Below are 23,069 nucleotides of genomic sequence, written 5' to 3'. Positions count from 1 at the left end.
TAAAAGTATAATAGTGTTAGTTAAACAGTCTTCATTGTCAATCTGATCCTTTTTTGACTCCCGCGCATACGATTGTGTAATAATTTATTGTGTGCTATCAATTGTAATCTCCGATATGTTCATATTTATTTTCTAATTTCACCCTAATTTTATGAAAATGCTCTTATGGCCAAATCAATTAAAGAAATAGCACAGGAACTCAATGTGTCTAAATCAACTGTTTCGTTAGTCATTAACCACAAAGCCGAGCGGGCACGCATTAGCAAGGAATTGGAAAACCGCGTACTTGCATACGTTGAAAAAGTTGGCTATAAACCCAATGCTCTCGCTAAGAGTTTAGCAACGGGGCGGTCAAATACCATTGGTCTAATTGTAGAGAATATTGGGGATTCTTTTTTTGGCCCATTTGCATTGTATGTAGAGGAATTGTTCCGAAAGAAAGATTATCACGTCCTCTACAGTAGTACGCTTGGAGATTCGCAAAATGCACGCGATATCATCGATTCGATGTTGGAAAAGAAAGTAGAGGGTATTATTTTGGCCCCGACAGTAGATCTGGAAGAATATCAGCGCAAAATATTGGAGCATAAGGTCCCGTTGGTAGTTTTTGATAGAAATTCGCCAACAGTGGAAACCCATTATGTACATATTGACAATGAAGTTAGTGGGAAAAATGCATGTGATTATTTGAAATCTATTGGTTGTAGAAATTTTGGGCTGGTAACCATCGATTCGGATCAACCACAAATGCTGGCACGTAAGCGTGCTTATTTGGAGTTTTGTGACACATACGGAATGGAACCTCGCATACTGCAATTACCTTATCAGCACTTGAAGCAGAAAGGTTCACGTATGTTGAAAAATTGGGCAGCTAAGCAGATAGGCTTAGATGGTCTATTTTTTACCACAAATTATCTTTGTATTCTCGGATTGAAGGTATTACGGTCGGCACCTGAGAATAGCTGTAATTTTCCGATGTTTTCTTTTGATGACCATGAATTATTTGATATTTTGAATCCTAAAATTTCCTGTATTCAACAACCATTGGAAGCTCTAGCTAAAACTTGTGTGAAAGTTTTGTTAAAGGAAATAGATCAGGGGATATCCACACCAAAAGAATATATCATCTCAACGAAATTGATGCGACGCTAAAATGGGACAACAAATGAATATATAGAAATTGAATTGTAAAAATCATAAGACGTGTTTGTCCAATTCCAGGTCTTTATTTTGATTTAATATTCTTTTTTATATCTTTACTAATACGTTTTAGTAGAAATATTTTTATATATCCTAAATAATGAAGAAATCTTTAAGTGTTTTTCTAGGGTCGTTATTGTCTTTGGGTTTGTTTTACGCAAAACCGGTTTTGGCTCAGAAATTTAGAGGACAGCAGCTAGAAGCTGTCGATCTTGTTAATCCATTAATGGGTACCGAATCCAAATTTGAGCTGTCCAATGGTAACACCTATCCCTCGATTGCGAGACCTTGGGGAATGAATATGTGGACACCACAAACAGGAAAAAATGGCGACGGATGGCAGTATCAATATACCGCTGATAAGATTCGTGGATTAAAACAGACTCACCAGCCATCACCTTGGATGAATGATTACGGTGTTTTTTCTATCATGCCTGTAACTGGAAAGCCTGTATTTGATCAAGATGAGCGTGCGAGCTGGTTTTCGCATAAAGCGGAGATTGTAAAACCGTATTATTATTCGGTTTATCTAGCGGATCACGATGTGACTGCAGAGATGACACCAACAGAACGCGCAGCCATGTTTAGGATCTCGTTTAATAAAACAGACGACGCTTATATTGTTTTGGATGCTTATGAAAAGGGATCTGAAGTTCAGATTATTCCAGAAAAAAATATGATAATTGGCTATTCTTCGAAATATGCACGCGGTCCGCTGCCAGCTAATTTCAAGAACTATTTTGTTTTGGTTTTTGATCAGCCTTTTGCAAGTGTCGCTACTTGGGAAGGCAAAGAGAAGAAGGATGGGCAACTTCAGATCAAAGGTGATCACACTGGTGCAATTGTAGGGTTTAAGGTAAAAGACAAAACGAAACCAGTACAGGTGAAAGTAGCGTCTTCCTTTATCAGTGCCGACCAAGCCTTATTAAACTTAAATGAGTTAGGTAACAAATCTTTCGATCAAGTAAAAGAAGACGGACGTCAGATCTGGAATTCCACTTTAGGAAAGATTAAAGTAGAGGGTGATGATATTGATCAACTGCGTACATTTTATTCGACCATGTATCGGACTTTATTTTTCCCGAACAAGTTATATGAAATTGATGCGCAAGGAAAGGCTGTACATTACAGTCCATATAATGGAAAAACACTTCCCGGTTATTTGTTCGGAGGAACAGGTTTTTGGGACACTTTTAGAGCGTTGTACCCATTCTTAAATTTTATGTATCCTTCCATTAATAAGGAAATGCAGGAAGGTCTTCTCAATGCCTATTTAGAAGGAGGCTTTCTTCCTGAATGGAGCAGTCCGGGATATGCTGATATCATGGTGGGTAATAACTCCGCTTCGGTGGTTTCGGATGCTTATATGAAGGGATTGCGCGGTTATGATATCAATAAGTTATACGAGGCTTTACAACACGGTGCTAATAATGAAGGACCAATGAGTGCTGTTGGAAGAAAAGGCGTTGAATATTACAATAGTTTGGGTTATGTGCCATATGATGTTAAAATCAATGAAAATGCAGCGCGTACATTGGAATATGCCTATGACGATTTCACGATCTACCAATTGGCAAAAGCATTGAACCGTCCGAAGGCTGAGATTGATTTGTATGCTAAGCGTGCACAGAACTATAAGAATTTATTTGATCCATCGACCAATCTTATGCGTGGAAAGAATAAAGATGGAAAATTCCAGGCTCCTTTTAATCCATTGAAATGGGGTGACGCATTCACAGAGGGAAATAGCTGGCATTATTCGTGGAGCGTATTTCACGATGTTCAGGGGCTGATCGATCTGATGGGAGGAGAAAAGACTTTTGTGAGCATGTTGGATTCGGTGTTTGTTCAGTCTCCAGATTTCGACGATAGCTATTATGGTGGTATTATCCATGAAATACGTGAAATGCAAGTTGCGAATATGGGGCAATATGCACATGGTAATCAGCCAATTCAGCATATGCCATATTTGTACAATTATGCTGGCCAACCTTGGAAAACACAATATTGGGTACGTCAAGTGATAGACCGAATGTATAAGCCTACACCTGATGGCTATTGCGGTGATGAAGATAATGGTCAAACCTCTGCATGGTATGTTTTTTCAGCGCTTGGATTCTATCCTGTTTGTCCGGCGACGGATGAATATGTGCTCGGAGCTCCATTATTTAAAAAAGCGACATTAACATTTGAAAATGGTAAGACATTGACTATTGATGCACCAAAGAACTCAGCTGAAAATGTATATGTAAACACATTGCAAATGAATGGTAAGGATTATGGTAAAAACTGGTTAAGTCACAAAGCATTGCATGAAGGTGGCACACTTAATTTTGACATGGCGGCAAAACCCAATTATACGAGGGGATCGTCCAAAAATTCAGCGCCTTATTCAATGACAACGGATTTGCAAACAAATATCAAGTTGAAATCGAACAAAAAGAAATAATCATTGGGTTATGATAAACTTTAAAAACTTAAAAGTAGTTGTTACCGTATTTGGCTTGGCATACTCTTGTTCACTTTTCGCGCAGGACAACTGGAAACATACAGAAAACGACCGCAAGGTGGCTGTGGATGTTGATAGTATCAGTAAAGGTGGATACACGCTGATTTGGATAAATAAAGACAAAGATTTTAGTGCTCCTTTAAAAGAAAGGTTAGTAGCAGCATATTTTACAAACTACCCTAAACTAGCGAAGAAATATAATAAAAAGACCATAAAAAAGGTGTCTTTCGTTATTGATCCGGACTATAAAGGTGTGGCAGCGACAGCGGGCGGGATTGTCCGCTACAGTCCAGCTTGGTTTGCCAAAAATCCGGGCGATATTGATGTGGTTACCCATGAGGTAATGCATATTGTCCAAGCATACCCCGACGGGGCGGGCCCTTGGTGGATTACCGAGGGGATAGCCGATTTTGTGCGATTTGATGATGGAATAGATAATGCAGGAGCAAATTGGAAGCTGCCAGAATATAACGAAAAGCAGAAATACACGGATTCTTATCGTATTACAGCGCGCTTTTTGTACTGGATCAATCTACATATAAAGAAGGATTTTGTCAAAAAATTGGATGCGGCGATGCGTAGCAAAAGCTATAGTGATGCTTTTTGGAAAGTGGAGACGGGTAAAACTATTGATGAGCTATGGGCCGATTATAGCCAAAACCCCAAACTATAATTCATAAGCGATGAATATCAGAAGTTTAGTCTTTTTGGGATTAATTAGTGTCCCATATCTATTAAAGGCACAAGAAACGAAATTAGTTCAGTATGTCAAACCGCTCATCGGTACGGCGAAAATGGGACATACTTTTCCTGGGGCGACAGTTCCATTCGGCGCAGTACAATTAAGCCCTGATACGGATACATTATCGTATGCTGTCAATGGGCGGTATAACGGCGATGTTTATAAATATTGTGCTGGTTATCAGTATGATGATCCGACGATTGTTGGGTTTAGTCATACGCATTTTAGCGGTACAGGTCACTCCGATCTTGGTGATATACAGATCATGCCGACACAAGGAAAAGTCCAATTAAACCCGGGTACAGCTGATCGACCACAAGATGGTTATCGATCACCATATTCGCATGCCAACGAACGGGCTGAGGCCAACTATTACAGTGTTTTACTGGATAAACATCAGATTAAAGCTGAATTAACGACAACAACACGTGTAGGACTACACCGTTATACGTTCAAAGAATCGAATGCTTCACATCTTATTGTAGACTTAACTGCTGGGATCTATAATTATGACGGCAAGAATGTTTGGACCGTTGTCAAGGTCTTGAACGATTCAACCCTGGTAGGCTACCGCCAGACAAACGGTTGGTCAAGAACCCGCACCGTATACTTTGCAATAAAGACATCAAAAGCTTTTAAGAATTACGGTGCTAAATATGAAGATGGAAAATCTGTCTATAATGGTTTTTGGCGTAAGTTTGATCAACAAAACAATTTCCCTGATCTTGCAGCGCACAATATTAAGCTTCACTTGGATTTTGATACAAAAGAACAAGAGGCCATCCTTCTGAAAGTAGCTTTAAGTCCAGTAAGCATGAAGAATGCTTTGGCCAATATGGAGGCTGAGGCTCCGGACTGGAATTTTGACGGCTACGTTAAGCAAGGGCAGAACGCCTGGGAAAAGGAGTTGCATAAGATAGAAGCTGAAATGTTGAATAAGGAAGACCTTGTCAATTTTTATACAGCTATGTACCATGCAAGCTTAATGCCAACAGTCTATATGGATGTTAATGGTGAATATAAGGGGCTGGATCAGGAAATACACCGTGCCGAAGGGTTTACGAATTACACATCATTTTCATTGTGGGATACCTTTAGGGCCTTTCATCCGCTGTTGAATTTAATTAATCCTTCTCGGAATGCAGATATTGTGGCATCCATGATGGCTCATTATGACCAGAGTGTATTGAAGATCTTGCCGATTTGGTCGCATTATGCAAATGATAACTGGTGCATGAGTGGCTATCATTCCGTATCGGTTATTGCTGATGCTATCCTCAAAGGTGTTTACAAAGGTGATGCGGAAGCTGCGTTAGCAGCTTGTGTACAAACAGCAAATACACGTCAGTACGAGGGGATTGGGGCTTACATAGATAAGGGATATGTTCCTGCAGATGTATCGGGAACATCTGTTTCTAATACATTGGAGTATGCGTATGACGATTGGTGTATAGCGCAATTAGCGAAAAAATTGGGAAAAGAGGATATTTACACTACTTTTTCCAAAAGGGCTGAAAGTTGGAAATCACTCTATGATTCCGCTATTGGATTTATGCGTCCGAAGAATTCAGCGGGTAAATTTCAGGAGAAATTCGATGTTTTGGATACACATGGGCAAGGATTTATTGAAGGTAATTCATGGAATTACAGCCTGTATGTACCGCATCAACCTACTGAAATGATGGCATTAATGGGAGGCAAAAAACGTTTAGAGTCTTATTTGGATTCACTGTTTACCATGGAATTACCGGATAAATATTTTGAACATACGGAGGATATTACCCGGGATGGTATTATCGGAAATTATGTGCACGGAAATGAACCTTCCCATCATGTGGCATACTTGTATAATATAACCAAGAGCCCCTGGAAAACTCAGGCACGTGTAAGACAAATCATACGCAATCAGTATCATAATGGTCATGCGGGTTTAGGAGGGAATGATGACTGTGGACAAATGTCTGCTTGGTATTTATTTACTGCATTAGGTTTCTACCCAGTGGCACCTGGGGAAGATAATTATTGGATTGGCAGTCCTTTGGTAAAATCGGCAAAGATTAATCTTGAAAATGGACGCAGTCTTTCTATAGTTGCCCGTAACCAGTCTGAAAAGAATGTTTACGTTAAATCCGTGTCTTTAAATGGACGAAAATTAGTTGATTTGCTACTACCCTATAGTAGCATTGTAAATGGCGGTGAATTAATCTTCGAGATGAGCAATAAACCGAATAAATAATAGTCTGTTTGCAAAAATGAGACGGTCAGGTGTATATAAATGGATAGCTATCTGTTGCTTAGTTTTGTTTTTGATATTACAATATCTCATGATTGCAAGATCATATGAGATCAAAAGAGGCGAACTATTTCAAAAAGAAAAAAAGGAAATTAAGGTTGTTTACGATAAGCATATTTCCAACGATAAGATATTCCCGGGCGGACAGAAACTTGTCGATTCAACCTTAATGCCTCATTTAGTTCGTCTGAGAGCTTATTATCAAGACGATAGAAATGCTTTCAATAGTCTGAAAGATAGTATCGCGAAGAACTTGATAATGAGGCTTCGAAATCATCCTGCGATGGATAGCCTATTTCAGGTCATAAGATCCGAAGTCAATTTGGGCGAAGGCTTTGGTTATGCCATTGTGTTGAGAGATGTTTCGGTGACTTTTGATGCGAAGACCTTTATACCAATCCTGGACTTTGGCATAGATCAGCATATTCCTATTGGAGGGGAATTTAGATTTATTGACAAAGACAACCTAGTATCGTCGATTGCAATAACTGCAAATAGTAAGATGTCAAATCGTGTGGCTTTTACGTTGTACGTTGGAAATATTGATACAAATTTTTCTGTATTAAGATCCATTTTCCCATTATTATTACTGTCGGGCTGTTGTATAATTGGTATTGTTTGGTTGTATTTGATGACATATAGTAGCTGGATAAAGCAAAAAAGAATGGCAGAAATGGCTTCTGACTTTATTAACAATGTCACACATGAGTTCAATACACCATTGACAACCATACGAATTGGTTTAACCAATTTAGCGGTAAAAGTTTCGAAAGATGATAAGTTAAAAATGTCAACAACTTTGGACACCTTGATGCGTCAGATAAACCGTTTGGATCGATTAGTTAACAAAGCGATTGATTTGAGTGTGTTTAATCAAGAAGAGGTGAGTATAGAGGAACACTTTTTGGCAGAACTTATGGATCAATTAGAACAAGATCTTGCGATTTTAGTATCAGAAAGTGTGGCGATTCAAATCTTAGTGGATCAAAACGTTAAAGAGGCTAGGGTGCTTGTCAACCCATTTATGTTTGTTACCGCGGTAAACAATTTGGTCGATAATGGCCTGAAGTATAATAAAGAGCGAATAAAGCATATTCATATTCGTTTGAGTATTGGCGCTAGAGATACGGTGGTGATGACTGTACAAGATAATGGAATAGGTATTTCACATAACCAATTGCCGTATATTTTCACGAAGGGATATCGGGGTAAACAAGAAGCTTCTTCAAATGGGCTGGGCCTGGGGCTTTTTTTCGTAAAGGAAGTCATGCGGATTCATAGATGGAAAATTGACGTTAAATCAGATACCCAACCTGGAACAACATTTTCTATTTCAATACCAATAATAAAATAGATGATACCAAAATATGGACATATATTGCTGATTGAAGATGATCTTGATTTAGCGACAATGCTCATAGATTATCTGTCAAATTTCGGATTTGATGTTAGTCATGCAATGTCTGCTGAAGAGGGAATATCTTATTATAAGATTGATAAATATGATATCCTTGTAGTAGATATACAACTTCCCAACTGGGATGGGTTTCAATTCGTTGAATATATTTCTCAGTTAAATAAAAACCAGTTTGTGCTTTTTCTTACAGCAAGACTGTCTAAACCAGATCGATTAAAGGGCCTCCGTCTAGGGGGCAATGATTATATAACAAAGCCGTTTGATGTTGAAGAATTGTCTCTGAAACTTCAAAATTATATGGTTAAGCAACATGTTGTTTGTCAATTACAACTCAATATTGGTGACATTAAACTTAACCGTAATTTACTTGCAATAGAATTTAATGATAAATCTCGGCAGGTAGTATCACCACGTGAATTCGAACTTTGGACATTCTTAGCAAACAAACCGAATGTTGTTTTGAAAAGAGAAGAGATCTTACTCGCTCTTTGGGGAGATAACGATTATTTTTTGGGACGAAGTCTTGATGTTTTTATATGCAAGATTAGAAAAATGCTGAAAAGATCGCGGTATGTTGCTATTAAAACTGTTTACAAAGTGGGATTTATTTTAGAGGTCGATTTCAATAATTGTCATTAACAATCGATTAACAACTTTCTCTTTTCTTTCTTTTTAATTTTACTAAAACGAATTAGTTTATCAGCTTAAGGTTGTTTTCTTTGGAGGGGTGTTCATTTCAAAGAAGTAACTGATTGACGACCAATTGTTGTATTAGTAAACCAATCATTAATTATTATTTATGAAAAGAAAGGTAATTCCATTATTTTTTACGCTTTCGGTGTGTAGCACGTTCAATTTGTGGACCGAATTGAAAGCTGCGTCTAGCCACTTCAGTTTCCAACAAGAGGGTATTATTGTAGAGGGAACAGTTTTAAACAGTTCGACAGGGAAAGTTTTGCAAGGTGTCACCATTGTGGTTAAGGCGAGTGGCAAATCAACGAAAACAGATGCATCAGGTCGGTATCGAATAGAAATTCCCTATAAGGATGCGGTATTGACCTTCTCGTATATTGGTTTTCAGCCTCAACAAATTGTGGCGGGCGGAAGGTCAACGCTACAGGTTAGCCTAGTAGAAGATGTAAAAGCATTAGAGGATGTTGTGGTTGTTGGATACACAACACAGAAGAAAAGAAATGTTGTGGGCGCCGTCGCAACGATTACGACTAAGGATCTTGTACAGAGTCCTGCAGCAAATATTAATAACATGCTTGCAGGAAGATTACCAGGACTGGTTGTCAACCAATATGCTGGAGGTGAGCCAGGAGTAGATCGTTCAGAATTGTTTATTCGTGGTAAGTCAACTTATGGTAATCAATCCCCCATTGTAATTGTGGATGGAATTGAACGCGATATGAGCTATTTGGCTCCAGACGAAATTGAGACTGTTTCCATTTTGAAGGATGCAGCAGCTACGGCACCCTACGGAATTCGTGGAGCGAATGGGGTTATCGTTGTTACCACAAAACGAGGACAATCCGCCGATAAAGCAACCGTAGACTTCAAAGCGTCTTATGGACTAAATACACCTGCACAATTGCCGAAGCTTTTAGGATCTGCAGATTACGCGACTCTCTACAATGAAGCGTTAATGAATGATGCGAAGCTGTCTGGTGGAAATATCGATAACTTGAAATTATTTAGTCAGGATGCTATAAACAATTTTCGAAGGGCAAAGGGTGATAATTCGGACGGGTTAGGTTATAACTGGGACTATTTCGATTATATTTTTAGAACTGCACCGCAGCACGAATATAATCTATCAATACGGGGTGGTAATGATATTGCGAAATATTTTGTGATGGGCGGTTACATGGGACAAGATAATAATTATGACCATGTTGATTTATCTAAATATAATGTTTCTCCTAAATTTCAGCGCTATAATTTTAGGTCCAATATTGATGTCAACATTACTAAAAACTTGTGGGTAAAACTCAATTTAGGTGCTCGTATTACCAATCGAACTTCACCTGGAACTTCCGCAAGTAGATTGATGACTCTGGCAATGACACAGCCCCCGTATTTACCCATCATTCTTGAACCCAATAGCCAACCTTCTACGCAGGGGTATCTGCTGAATAATCCCTCGGGCTTGTTGTTTGGTAATCAAATTTACCGATTTAATGTTCTTGGGGAGTTGACTAGATCAGGATATCATACAGAAAAAAACACCTATTTGGAAGGCAGTTTTGCTGCCGGCTGGAATATGGATTTTATTACCAAGGGACTTTCTGTTGACGGAATATTTTCCTATGATGCTAGAGAGCAACAATGGGTCCGACGCGAGTTGGGTACCTATAGTGAAGGATATAGGGTATATCCCAATTATGCAACTTTTCAGCCTACAGATGGTATCGATCTTTTTATGAATCCGCAATACTATGAGGGTACTTACAGAAATGGGAACAAATATACGGTAGATCAAACCGTTGGAAATTCATTTACACAAAGTAGTCCTTTTAATAGAACTTTCATTCAAGGAAAAATAAATTACAATCGTCTATTTAACGATAAGCATAATGTAACTGGGATGTTGCTTTTCAATCGCTCAAGCCAGTCTGTCTATGATGCGACAAATTCAAGAGCCAGTGTTGATATTCGTTATCAAGGTATGACAGGGCAGTTTACTTATAATTATCTAGAAAAATATTTAGCGGAATTTAACTTTGGTTACAATGGATCTGAAAATTTTATAGAGGGAAAACGTTATGGATTTTTCCCTGCTGGAGCATTGGGTTGGGTGGTTAGCAAAGAGAAATTTATGTCTAATACCAAAGACTGGCTTAGCTTTTTAAAGCTTAGAGCCTCGATGGGGCTTGTGGGCAACGATAAAATGCCAGGTGACGCTCGATTCGGATATCTCGCATTTTTTCAGGGAGGAGATGGTTATAGTTTTGGGGAACAGAATTTTAACAATGGACTAAGTGGCCTTCGTGAAGGACGCCTGGCAAACGAAAATATAACATGGGAGAAATCTAGAAAAACCAATATCGGTCTCGATATGGGCTTTTTAAAGAATAAGATGAACTTTAGTATTGATGTTTTTGAAGATTATCGTTATGATATTATTACCGAACTAGGAGCGGATGACATTGGTTTTCCTGGCGTAGTTGGTAAAGGCTCTCCGCTGATCAATATTGGAAAGGTCCGCAACCGTGGTATTGATATTGAGATGAGTTATTCAGACATGATTGGGGATAATTTCAGATTTTCTCTAAAACCTAATTTCACCTTTTCTAGAAATAAGTTGATCTACCGACAAGAGGTGCCACGACAATATGAATACAGACAAGCAACGGGCAAACGACTTTATGAAAATTTTGTCTATGTTTTCGATCACTTCGTTAGAGATCAGGCCGAGGCGGACAAATTAAATCAGAGTAATTTTCAACCTTGGGGAACAGTAGGACCAGGCGATGTCGTATATAAGGATTTGAACGGTGATGGTAAAATTACAGATTTAGGGGATCGCACAGTGATGGGAAATCCTAGGAGCCCAGAGATTCAATTTGGTTTACCAATATCTCTGCAATACAAGGGTTTTGATTTTAGTCTTTTGTTTCAAGGAGCGTTAAATTCTTCAATTTTATTGAAAGATGCGGCTGTATGGGATTTCCCGACTTTTGATCAAGATAAACTCGGCTCCGTTCGACCAATTCATATGGGACGTTGGACACCGGAAACGGCCGAAACTGCAACTTACCCCGCTCTACATATTGGCAATTCCGAGAATAATAAAAATAGCAACAGTAGTTTGTTTTTATATGATGCTAAATATTTAAGGCTCAAAAATATAGAGATTGGTTATAATTTACCGAAAGATCTTATTAAAAAAATTGGTTTGAACCAATTACGCGTTTATGCGCAAGGGATGAACCTATTTACCTGGTCAGGTTTAAAGGACTTAAGTATAGATCCTGAGATGGGAAATACGAGCGGTTATTGGTACCCGATTCTCAAAGTCTACAACTTTGGAATAAATCTTAATTTCTAATCTTATGAATGTATTGAAGATGAAAAGAATACTTTTTTTTACGGCAGGTGTGGTTCTTACTGTGATCGCAAGTTGCAACAAATATTTGGATAAATTACCCGACGATCAAATTCGGGAAGATGAAGTTTTTACTCGTTATGAGAAAGTAAATCAGCTCGTTACGGATGTGTATGCTAAGGCTAAAGGTGTCAATCAACCTATTTCGTGGTTCTATCATTTTTCGAGTGCTGCAATAACCGATGAGGCCGAAGGTTCTACAGTAGAGGGAAATATTACGAATAGATATAATACCGGCGATTGGAATATCAATGAACTACCAGGAGACAACGGGCAATTTTGGAGTAGTATGTTTGACGGGATCCGTAGAACCAATGTCATTTTGGAAGGAATAAAAAAGTACAGTACACCAGACGATATCCTGGAACCAGGCTCACTTCCTATGCGCGTTGGCGAGGTCTATTTCCTAAGAGCTTACTTTCATTTAATGGCTGTTCGTATATATGGTGAGATCCCTTATATAGACCATGTAATTACGGCAACTGAAAATATGAACTTCGAACGTGAGTCAGTTCATAAAGTTATTGACAAAATTGTTGCTGATGCAACAACAGCATATAATGCTGTCCCGGAAAAATGGGAAGGGCAGAATTTTGGACGTATCGATAAAGGGGCATGTCTTGGGCTGATTGCAGAAGCACGGTGGATGGCCGCTACACCACTTTGGAATGGAGCTGCCGCAAAAGGTTATAATGGGACACGTAAGTTTGAGTCCGAATACGCTACATATGATCCTCAGCGTTGGGTGAAAGCTAAAGAGGCCGCTAAGGCAGTTCTTGAAAGTAAGGTTGCAGGTGGAAAACGTTATAGTTTGTATCAGAAATATTCAAATACCGATTTTGGTGATAGCGGTGGTCAAAACACGAGCAACTCAACAGTTTATACACGTCTCTGGCAGATGTTCTATGATATGGAGGCGTTCAAAAATGAGTATGTTTTGTTTTTTACGCGCTATAAAGGAGAGGGGTGGTTTGGTGATGTATATCCGCCAAGTCGAGGCGGCGGAGCTCGTCAGATGCCCGTTCAGGAGCAAGTAGATGAGTATGAGTATCTGTCGCCAGACGGCTTTGGTTACCCGATTTATAGTGCCAAGGCTAAACAAGATGGATATGATGATGGAAATCCTTACACTTCAGTAAAAAGGGATCCACGCTTTTATCGCGACATTATATTTCATGGTGCAGCATTCCGCGGAGGTAACAATAATCCTTCTCAGACAAATATTGCAAGTGGAGCCGATCAGATTGGGGCGAATAATGCAACCCGCACTGGATATTATCTGAGGAAATTTTTGCAGGAAGCCTGGAATAAGAATGGCAGTGTTATCATTAGTGCGCCTCCAGTTTGGCGTTTGCCAGACTTTATTTACATTTATGCTGAGGCGGTTAACGAAGTTGATGGACCAACACAAGAGATCTATGATTTAATTAATCAGGTTAGATCTAGATCCTTTATGGCACCAATGCCTTTGACAACACTTGCTGATAAAAATTTGATGCGTGAGTACATTTACCGTGAAAGAAGGGTCGAATTCTTCTATGAGAATAAGAGAGCTTTTGATAGTCGCCTATATCTAGAGCCCAGTAGTTCGGTGGAGAAAACTAAATACCAGACCTTTACTGCATCAGGTAGTACAAATAGTGAACGAAGTATAAACTACTGGAAGAATAATAATACAGCTTATCCGAAACTTCAAAATATGATTAATGGCATGAGAGCTGTTGAAGATGTAAATGGTAAAATCCAAATCGGTGATAAACGTTATAAAATGGAACGTTTCTTTGTTGAAAGTAGAGTTTTTACTGCTCCGACTCATTACTTATTTCCTATTTTAAACTCAGAGATCCAAAAATCCCCCTCGTTAGGGCAGAACCCTGGGTGGTAGTATTTGTGTGATATAAAAACCGCAATCATTTGATTGCGGTTTTTTTGTAACCATCTTGTGGAAAAGACCTGGGTAATCTACTATATTTAAATTTCTTACCTATATTTACTAATACGTTTTAGCTTTTTTGCTAATAATTTTAAGCTTAACCAAACGCTTTATTTATGTTTAATATTAAAAAACTAACAGGTAGTATTCTTTTTCTATTCGCGACGCATGCTGGAATGGCGCAACAAACCTCACCTGTTGATTTCGTTAACCCTTTGATCGGTACTGAATCGAAGTATGAATTGTCTAATGGCAATACTTATCCTGCGATCGCTCGGCCTTGGGGTATGAATTTTTGGACCCCGCAGACTGGAAATATGGGCGATGGTTGGGTATATACTTACACGGCAGATAAAATTAAAGGATTTAAGCAAACCCACCAGCCAAGCCCCTGGAACAATGATTATGGTCAGTTTTCAATCATGCCAATAACAGGCACACCGCAATTTGATCAGGAAAAGCGGGTGAGCTGGTTTTCACATAAAGCGGAAATTGCAAAACCTTATTATTATAGCGTCTACCTTGCGGATCACGATGTGACAACAGAATTGTCTCCATCACAACGGGCAGCAATCTTTCAGTTCACATTCCCCAAAACAGACAGTGCTTATGTTATTATTGATGCATTTGATAAGGGGTCTTATATTAAAGTAATTCCGCAGGAAAATAAGATTATCGGGTATTCAACAAAAAATAGCGGTGGTGTTCCAGAGAATTTCAAGAATTACTTCGTCATTACTTTCGATAGACCATTCTCCTACAAAGCTGCTGTTAAAAGCGGAGCGATAAGTAAAGACGAATTGGAAATTCAGGACAATCACGCCGGAGCAGTCGTTGGTTTCTCTTCCTTGAAAAGAGGGGAAAAGGTCACCGCCCGTATTGCTTCTTCCTTTATAAGTTTTGAGCAGGCAGAACTTAATCTAAAAGAAGTGAAGTCCAAAACATTTCAGCAGGTTGTTGACGAAGGTAAGGCACAGTGGAATGAAATACTTGGGCGAGTACAGGTTGAAGACCATAATATTGACCGGTTACGTACATTTTATTCCAGCCTCTATCGTTCAACACTTTTTCCGAGGGATTTTTCTGAAATTGATGGAACAGGCAAGCGTATGCACTATAGCCCCTACAATGGGCAGGTCCTGCCTGGCGAAATGTTTACAGATACAGGTTTTTGGGACACCTTTAGAAGTTTGTTTCCCTTGTTGAACTTATTGTATCCGTCGATGAATGATCGGATGCAGGAAGGTTTGGTGAATGCGTATAAAGAGAGTGGTTACCTTCCGGAGTGGGCTTCGCCGGGACATCGTGCATCGATGATTGGAAACAATTCTGCTTCTATTGTTGCAGATGCCTTGATGACTGATCGGAAAGGCTATGATAAAGACCTGTTATGGGAAGCGCTTAAGCATGGGGCCAATAATGCCTATCCGAAACACTCTTCGACGGGACGCTTCGGTTATGAATATTATAATAAATTGGGCTATATACCTGCTGATGTAAAAGTAGACCAAAATGTTGCACGTTCACTGGAATATGCATACAATGACTGGTGTATTTATGAATTCGGCAAAGCATTGGGTAAACCGGAAGCTGAAACAGCTATTTATGCAACACGCGCGATGAACTATAAAAATCTGTTTGACCCAAGTACAAAACTTATGCGTGGGAAAAAAGCAGACGGATCGTTCGTCTCAGATTTTGATCCAAGTGCCTGGTCAAGAGAATATACGGAGGGAAATGCTTGGCATTGGAGTTTTTGTGTGTTCCATGACCCTCAGGGTTTAATTAATTTGATGGGTGGTAATAAATCATTTGTGTCCATGTTGGATACGGTGTTTGTTATTCCGAGTTATGAGGGCATGAAAAGTCGCGGAATGATCCACGAAATGCGTGAAATGCAGGTGATGAATATGGGGCAGTATGCGCATGGAAATCAGCCTATCCAACATATGCCCTATCTGTATAATTATGCTGCAGAGCCCTGGAAAGCACAATATTGGGTACGCAAAATAATGGATAAACTTTATTTGCCTACACCAGACGGCTATTGTGGTGATGAAGATAACGGGCAGACTTCAGCCTGGTATGTCTTCTCTTCGCTGGGATTTTATCCCGTTGCTCCTGCCTCGGGCGAATATGTGATTGGTTCACCACAATTCGATAAGGTTACACTAAATCTCGAAAATGGGAAAAAAGTGAATATCCAAGCTAAACAACAGGGAGCAAATCAGGTCTACGTAGATCAACTAACTTGGAATGGAAAGCCTTATAATCATAATTATATCCGTTATAAAGATTTATTGCAGGGTGCCAAACTTGATTTCAAAATGAGCGAAGCACCGAATAAAAATAGAGGTACAAAAAAAGAAGATGCTCCATATTCCTTTAGTAACGAAAAAATAAAAGGAAAATAAAGATTGAGTTCTGATAGACAATAATGAATTCAATAATGATACTTTAGTTCTAAGTAATTGTATCGACTGTTTAATTGATCTTTTAAGGTTTATAGCGGAAACCATGAACATTACTTGTTTTTTGAAAACCATGACTGCTAATTTTTTAGGCTGTCATGGTTTTTTTACACGAATAAAATAATCTTAGCTATTTAAAGTCATACCTTTGTGATTCGAAATTTCGATATGTTAGGCAAAATATTTCATTTTTTAACACTCTTTGCATACCTTAATCTGTTGACCTATGAGTCTTTCTCCTCGGCAACTGGACAGGTGCTGCATGCAGGTGAGACCATAGTGGAGTATTTTCTGGATGACGTATTGGATTTGGAACCCATTCATTCTTCCCAAGAAGAAAAAGTACTATTGCAAGATGATTATCGTATATTTTCACTCAATAGTCAAGTACTACCAATTTTTATTTTTGTTTTTGGAATCGTCTTTACGGCATTGTGTTTTGCAAAAGATGATGAACATCCTTTTTACCGATCTAAAACCCTATGCTTACCAGGGTATTATCGTTTCCTATCCCGTTTTAGGCCATTCTAGTTACGCTCCTCTAATTTTCTAGCGGAGGCTGCAACAATTTAGTTTTATTTCTATATATGGTAGGAAGGCTTTGGGCCGCTCTTTACGCTATAGAATTGCTGTAGCTCCCATCTAACACATTCTCCTAACGACTGATTTTAAAATACCGTAGGAGGGTTTAACATTTTACATTTTTTATCGTTTATGAAGAAATTACTTTTACTGTGCCTTTTCGTGGGTATGGTTGGGATGCTGGCTTCATGTCATTCATCCAACGCTAACGCTGATCCGAAAGAAGAACTCAAAAATATACCTGTAGTACCTTTAATGGTAATGGATACGACTGTTTATCAAGAATATATTGCGGATGTTCAAGCCTTAAAAAACGTCGAAATTCGTTCCAAATTGAATGGCTTTTTGGATAAAATTTATGTAGACGAGGGGGCTTGGGTAAAGAAAGGCCAAATGCTGTTTAAGTATAATAATGAGGAATATCGTTCGGAATTAGCCAAGGCTAAAGCTCAGTATGATAATGCCATTGCCGAAGCACAAAAGATTAAGCTGGAAATGGAGCGAACTCAAAAATTGGTTGACAAGAATATTGTGAGCTCTTCCGAATATAATTTATTGAAAATTCAATTAAAAGCGGCCAATTCTAAGATAGAAGAAGCCCGAGCTTTGGTTAATCAGGCACAGACAAGATTGGACTATACTGTTATACAGGCTCCTTTTGACGGCCGTATAGACCGTATCTTATTGAGAGAAGGCTCTTTATTGACCGAGGGTAGCTTAATTACGACGATCTCCGATTTAAGCAAAGTGAACGTTTATTTTGATATTTCTGAAAGGGAGTATCTGACACTTATGCGCGATAAGCTGGACGGTAAGGAAACGCAAAAATCGGTCAAGTTAATTTTGGCCAATGGTGAGCTGTATCCACATGAGGGAATTGCCCATTTGGTAGAAAGTGAATTTGAAGCCAATACTGGATCCATTGCCCTGCGAGTTCAATTTCCCAATGCCGAGCATATCCTAAAGCATGGTGCAACAGGTAAGATTGCAGTGCCAATGCAGACAGGGGAACAGACCTTTGTACACCAAAAATCAGTATTTGAAATTCAGGATAAGACATACGTTTATACTGTACAGGCAGATAGTACCGTAAAAATGACACCTTTTACAGCGGGCCCGCGCGTGGGGCATTATTACATTGTGGATGGAGGTTTAGATCCCAACGCCAAGATTGTCTATGAGGGAGTTCAGAGTTTACGTAGTGGAATGAAGATTAATCCAAAAATGAGGAAACTGTAGGGGAGGATAGATTATGTTTGAAACATTTATAAAACGGCCCATATTGTCGTTGGTTATTTCGGTGTTTATTACACTTTTAGGGTTGTTGGCCTTATTTACATTGCCCATTACACAATTTCCGGATATTGTACCACCTTCGGTAGTCGTCAATGCCAATTATACAGGTGCCAATGCTGAGGTGAGCACAAATGCCGTCGCTATTCCTTTGGAAAAAGCAATCAACGGTGTAGCTGGGATGACTTACATGAATTCAGTGTCTACCAATAACGGCAGCACGGTTATTCAAATCTTTTTTGAAGTTGGTACAGATCCAGATATTGCAGCTGTAAACGTACAGAATAGGGTAACTACTGTATTGGATGAACTCCCTGAAGAGGTCATCAAAGCAGGGGTAACCACCGAAAAAGAGGTCAACTCCATGCTGATGTATCTGAATGTTTTTACCGATGATGAAACCGCGGACGAAAGATTCATTTACAATTTCGCAGATATCAACATTTTAAAGGAACTGAAACGGATTGAAGGTGTCGGTCTAGCTCAGATTATGGGAATGCGTGATTATGCGATGCGTGTATGGATTAAACCTGACCGTATGGCAGCTTATAATATCTCTACGGAGGATGTGGTGGCCGCATTACGAAAACAGAATATCGAGGCTGCGCCAGGACAAACCGGTATCAGTTCCGATAAAATGCGTAACATGCAACAATATGTATTGCGTTATCCAGGTAAATTCACTGAAATTGAGGAATATGCCAATATACCTATTCGAGCTACTTCAAATGGTTCTATTATCCGTATAAAAGACGTAGCAGATGTTGAATTTGGTTCATTGGATTATGAAATGGTATCCAAAACTGATGGCCGTCCATCCGCATCCATCATGCTAAAGCAATTGCCGGGATCAAATGCACAAGAGGTTATTCAGCGTGTTAAAGACCGCATGGCGGAATTGAAAGAGACGCAATTCCCGACTGGCATGACCTATACCATGGGTTATGATGTGTCGCGGTTTTTGGATGCCTCAATTTCTTCTGTCATCAAAACCTTATTGGAGGCGTTTCTTTTGGTTTTTATCGTTGTATTTATCTTTTTACAGGATTTTAGGGCGACTATTATACCAATTTTGGCTGTACCAGTATGTTTGATTGGGGCATTATTTTTTATGCAGATGTTAGGTTTCTCTATCAACCTGCTGACCTTGTTTGCCTTGGTATTGGCCATAGGTATTGTGGTAGACAATGGAATTGTCGTCGTCGAGGCTGTATATGCAAAGATGGAAGAAGAACATCTTCAACCTATGGAAGCGACATTGGAGGCAATGAAAGAAGTCGGTGGCGCTGTTGTGGCCATTACGTTGGTGATGTCTGCCGTGTTTGTTCCTGTTGCCTTTCTTTCAGGACCGGTGGGGATATTTTATCGTCAATTTTCATTGACGCTCGCGGCTGCCATTGTTATTTCAGGTATCAACGCGTTGACATTGACGCCTGCTTTATGTGCGCTTTTCCTAAAATCGCCCCATGACCGTAAACCTTCGAATAACTGGTTGGACCGTTTCTTTAAAAAATTCAATGCCATTTATGACAAGACTGCCTTCGGCTATAAGGGAATTTTGGTAAAAACCAGTGCGCGACGTGGACTGACTCTCCTTCTACTTGGAGGATTCTTTCTAGCGACCTGGGGAAGTAGTGCCATCTTACCCTCAGGTTTTATTCCAACCGAGGATCAAGGAATGATCTATGTCGCTGTAACAACCCCACCGGGAGCAACCGTAGACCGTACAGAACGTGTTTTGGATAAAATTGACTCCGTATCACGGAAACTCGATATTGTTGAAACGGTGTCTACATTGTCGGGGTATAGTATCATAACTGAAGTATCTGGTGCTTCTTATGGGATGGGGATGATCAATCTTAAACCTTGGAAAGAGCGAGATCAAACGGTAAATGATGTCATTAAAGAATTGCGGGATAAAACAAAGGATTTTGCTGATGGAGAGATTGAATTCTTTCCGCCGCCAACAGTCCCCGGTTTTGGTAACTCTTCGGGTTTTGAATTACGTTTATTGGACCGTAGCGGGAATGAGGATCTCAACAAGACGGCCGAGGTATTACAGAAGTTTATGGACGATATGGAAAAAAGTGATGTTCTTCAGGATATCAACTCCAGTTTTGATGTGAATTTTCCACAGTATATGCTGAAGGTGGACTACGATATGGCTGCAAAAAAAGGAATATCGGTGGAGAATGCTATGAATACGCTGCAGACCTTAATGGGAAGTCTTTACGCGACAAATTTCATCCGTTACGGACAGATGTATAAGGTCATGGTACAGGCCGGTCCCGAATATCGCCAAAGACCAGAAGATGTATTACGCTTATATGTGAAGAATGAGACGGGTGAGATGGTACCATACAATGCCTTTATTTCGATGGAAAGAATATATGGTCCTGAACAAATTACCCGTTACAATATGTTTAGTTCTGCAATGATTACTGGACAGTCTTCAGCTGGTTTCAGCTCCGGGCAAGCTATCGAAGAAGTCGAGAAAATTGCTTCTTCTTTGCCGCAAGGGTATAGTATCGAATGGTCGGGGATGACTCGTGAACAGAAAATATCCGGAAATCAAGCCTTGTATATTTTTGCGCTCTGTCTTCTGTTTGTTTATCTGTTGTTATGTGCACAGTATGAAAGCTTTCTGTTGCCTTTACCTGTTCTGCTCTGTCTTCCGGCAGGGATCTTTGGTGCATTCATCTTCTTGAAAGTCTTTGGATTGGAAAACAATATCTATGCGCAGGTCGCATTGGTCATGCTGATTGGTTTGCTAGGTAAGAATGCGATCCTGATTGTGGAATATGCCAATTTGAAATATAAGCAGGGAATGGATATCGTGACCGCTTCAATCGAAGGAGCTGTTGCCCGTTTGCGTCCGATATTAATGACTTCCTTTGCATTTATTGCAGGTCTAATTCCCTTGATGATGGCCAGTGGTGCAGGAGCATTGGGTAATCGAAGTATCGGTACCGCTGCGGTGGGAGGAATGCTTATCGGAACCATACTCGGAGTAATTGTCATCCCAGGATTAGTGATCTTATTTTCAAAAAAGGATAACAAGAAACAGGTCATTAAAAAAGCTTCTTTAGTCATAGCTGCACTTATTTTATTTGGTAGTTGCTCGGTTCCCAAAAAAACGCTTCAACCGGAGAAATTAAATGTACCTACTTCATTTTCCAACCATCTTTCTCCAGATAGTTTAAATGTAGGAAGCCGGTCTTGGAAGGAAATTTTTAAAGATCCGAAGTTGGTTTCTCTAATTGATTCTGCGCTGCAGAACAATTTAGATATTCGTCAATCCATTTTGCGGTTGGAATCTGCACAAGCTTATTTTAAACAACGGAAGGCGGCATTGGGGCCCACTGTAGAGGCAGCAGTAGAAGGTGGAATTCGGAAATATGGGCATTATACAGAATCAGGAATAGGTAATTATGATTCAAATTTTTCGGAGAACTTGAAAAGTGATGAAAAATTGCCCGAACCGTTTATCCCAGATTATTTTATAGGACTTCGTTCGTCCTGGGAGATTGATCTTTGGGGAAAGTTGAAGAGTCAAAAGCAGGCCGCTTATTTTAGCTTTTTAGCTGAGCAGGAAGGCAAGCGTCTATTAGAAACGGAATTGGTATCCAATATTGCGACGGCTTATTATGAACTAATTGCTTTGGATCAAAAGATAAAAGTTTACAATCGGAATATTGAATTACATAAAAATGCACTGGAAGTTGTTGAGATAAAAAAAGATGCCGGTTATGCGACTGAACTTTCTGTGCAACAATTTAAAGCACTATTAGCCAACTCGAAAGCTGCCAAAGAACAATTGAGCCAGGAAATAGCACTTTGGGAACACCATATCAACGGCCTGTTGGGGCGTTTTTATCAACCTATTGTAAGAAGTACATATACCGAAAATGCAGATTTGTATCATGCAATGCGTTTTGGTACACCAGATGATCTCGTGAACCAACGCCCGGATATTAAGGCCGCGTATTTGAAAGTCATTGCATCTTCGAATAATCAGGAAGCATCACGTTTGGCTTTTTTGCCTTCTGTTGCAATAAGTCCATTTATCGGATTACAGAGCTTTAGCTTTAACAAGTTATTTAATTTGGATAAATCTATTGCGTATAATTTATTTGGCGGTATTACACTGCCGATATTTAATCAAAGACAGCTTAAAACGCAGTATGAGATTGCGAAAGCAGATTATGGAATTGCGTTTGTAGACTATGAAAAAGCAGTTATAAACGCTTATAACGAAGTTTCCAATGTTGTCATGACGCAAGAGGCAATCGTCAAACGACGTAGCTTTGTCGATGAACATGTTCAAGCGTTAAACCTCTCTATTGAAGCGGCACAGGAACTGTTTATTGCGGGGCGGGTGACTTCTTTAGATGTTGTTACGGCCCAAAAAGAGTCTCTGGAAGCTCAAATAGGAAAAGTAGAATTGGAGAAAGAGAATACTTTAAATCAGATTCTACTTTACAAAGCCTTGGGAGGAGGTTGGAAATAGGTGGTTAT

12 protein-coding genes are annotated in these 23,069 nt (G+C 39.5%); all 12 read left to right on the top strand.

Annotated elements, in window-relative coordinates; all coding sequences use genetic code 11:
- The first annotated feature begins 165 nt into the window (after window positions 1-165).
- The 12 genes from ACHWSC_RS12055 to ACHWSC_RS12000 all read left to right on the top strand — a co-directional run bounded on the left by ACHWSC_RS12055 (window position 166) and on the right by ACHWSC_RS12000 (window position 23,061).
- Window positions 166-1,152: a LacI family DNA-binding transcriptional regulator gene (locus tag ACHWSC_RS12055; protein WP_394676917.1), complete on the top strand. Its 987-nt coding sequence runs from the start codon at window positions 166-168 to the stop codon at window positions 1,150-1,152.
- Between the two features lie 148 nt (window positions 1,153-1,300).
- Window positions 1,301-3,649: a GH92 family glycosyl hydrolase gene (locus tag ACHWSC_RS12050; protein WP_394676916.1), complete on the top strand. Its 2,349-nt coding sequence runs from the start codon at window positions 1,301-1,303 to the stop codon at window positions 3,647-3,649.
- A gap of 10 nt (window positions 3,650-3,659) precedes the next feature.
- Window positions 3,660-4,382: a basic secretory protein-like protein gene (locus tag ACHWSC_RS12045; RefSeq protein WP_201666722.1), complete on the top strand. Its 723-nt coding sequence runs from the start codon at window positions 3,660-3,662 to the stop codon at window positions 4,380-4,382.
- A gap of 10 nt (window positions 4,383-4,392) precedes the next feature.
- Entirely contained in the window at window positions 4,393-6,687 is a 2,295-nt protein-coding gene (locus ACHWSC_RS12040; protein ID WP_394676915.1) for a GH92 family glycosyl hydrolase, read from the top strand.
- Window positions 6,688-6,775: 88 nt separating this feature from the next.
- Window positions 6,776-8,098, top strand: coding sequence for a sensor histidine kinase (locus ACHWSC_RS12035; protein WP_394676914.1), 1,323 nt, complete (start codon window positions 6,776-6,778; stop codon window positions 8,096-8,098).
- Window positions 8,099-8,800 (top strand): response regulator transcription factor, encoded by a 702-nt coding sequence (locus tag ACHWSC_RS12030; RefSeq protein WP_394676913.1) that lies wholly within the window; start codon window positions 8,099-8,101, stop codon window positions 8,798-8,800.
- A gap of 160 nt (window positions 8,801-8,960) precedes the next feature.
- Window positions 8,961-12,215 (top strand): SusC/RagA family TonB-linked outer membrane protein, encoded by a 3,255-nt coding sequence (locus tag ACHWSC_RS12025; protein WP_394676912.1) that lies wholly within the window; start codon window positions 8,961-8,963, stop codon window positions 12,213-12,215.
- Between the two features lie 19 nt (window positions 12,216-12,234).
- On the top strand, window positions 12,235-14,157 hold the full coding sequence (locus ACHWSC_RS12020) for a RagB/SusD family nutrient uptake outer membrane protein (protein WP_394676911.1): 1,923 nt from the start codon (window positions 12,235-12,237) through the stop codon (window positions 14,155-14,157).
- A 164-nt stretch (window positions 14,158-14,321) separates the two neighbouring features.
- Complete coding sequence (locus tag ACHWSC_RS12015; RefSeq protein WP_394676910.1) at window positions 14,322-16,619, top strand: GH92 family glycosyl hydrolase; 2,298 nt, start codon at window positions 14,322-14,324, stop codon at window positions 16,617-16,619.
- A 225-nt stretch (window positions 16,620-16,844) separates the two neighbouring features.
- Window positions 16,845-17,207 carry a hypothetical protein gene (locus tag ACHWSC_RS12010; RefSeq protein WP_070561742.1) on the top strand — a complete coding sequence of 121 codons (363 nt, stop codon included), beginning with the start codon at window positions 16,845-16,847 and terminating at the stop codon, window positions 17,205-17,207.
- A 183-nt stretch (window positions 17,208-17,390) separates the two neighbouring features.
- Window positions 17,391-18,497: an efflux RND transporter periplasmic adaptor subunit gene (locus ACHWSC_RS12005; protein WP_394676909.1), complete on the top strand. Its 1,107-nt coding sequence runs from the start codon at window positions 17,391-17,393 to the stop codon at window positions 18,495-18,497.
- Window positions 18,498-18,510: 13 nt separating this feature from the next.
- Window positions 18,511-23,061, top strand: a complete 4,551-nt coding sequence (locus ACHWSC_RS12000) for an efflux RND transporter permease subunit (protein WP_394676908.1) — start codon at window positions 18,511-18,513, stop codon at window positions 23,059-23,061.
- Window positions 23,062-23,069: the final 8 nt, after the last annotated feature.

Origin of the sequence: uncultured Sphingobacterium sp. (assembly GCF_964277905.1) — a bacterium.
Classification (GTDB): domain Bacteria; phylum Bacteroidota; class Bacteroidia; order Sphingobacteriales; family Sphingobacteriaceae; genus Sphingobacterium; species Sphingobacterium siyangense.
The sequence above is the reverse complement of the archived record's forward strand: the minus strand, read 5'-3'. Positions and strand labels throughout refer to the sequence as shown.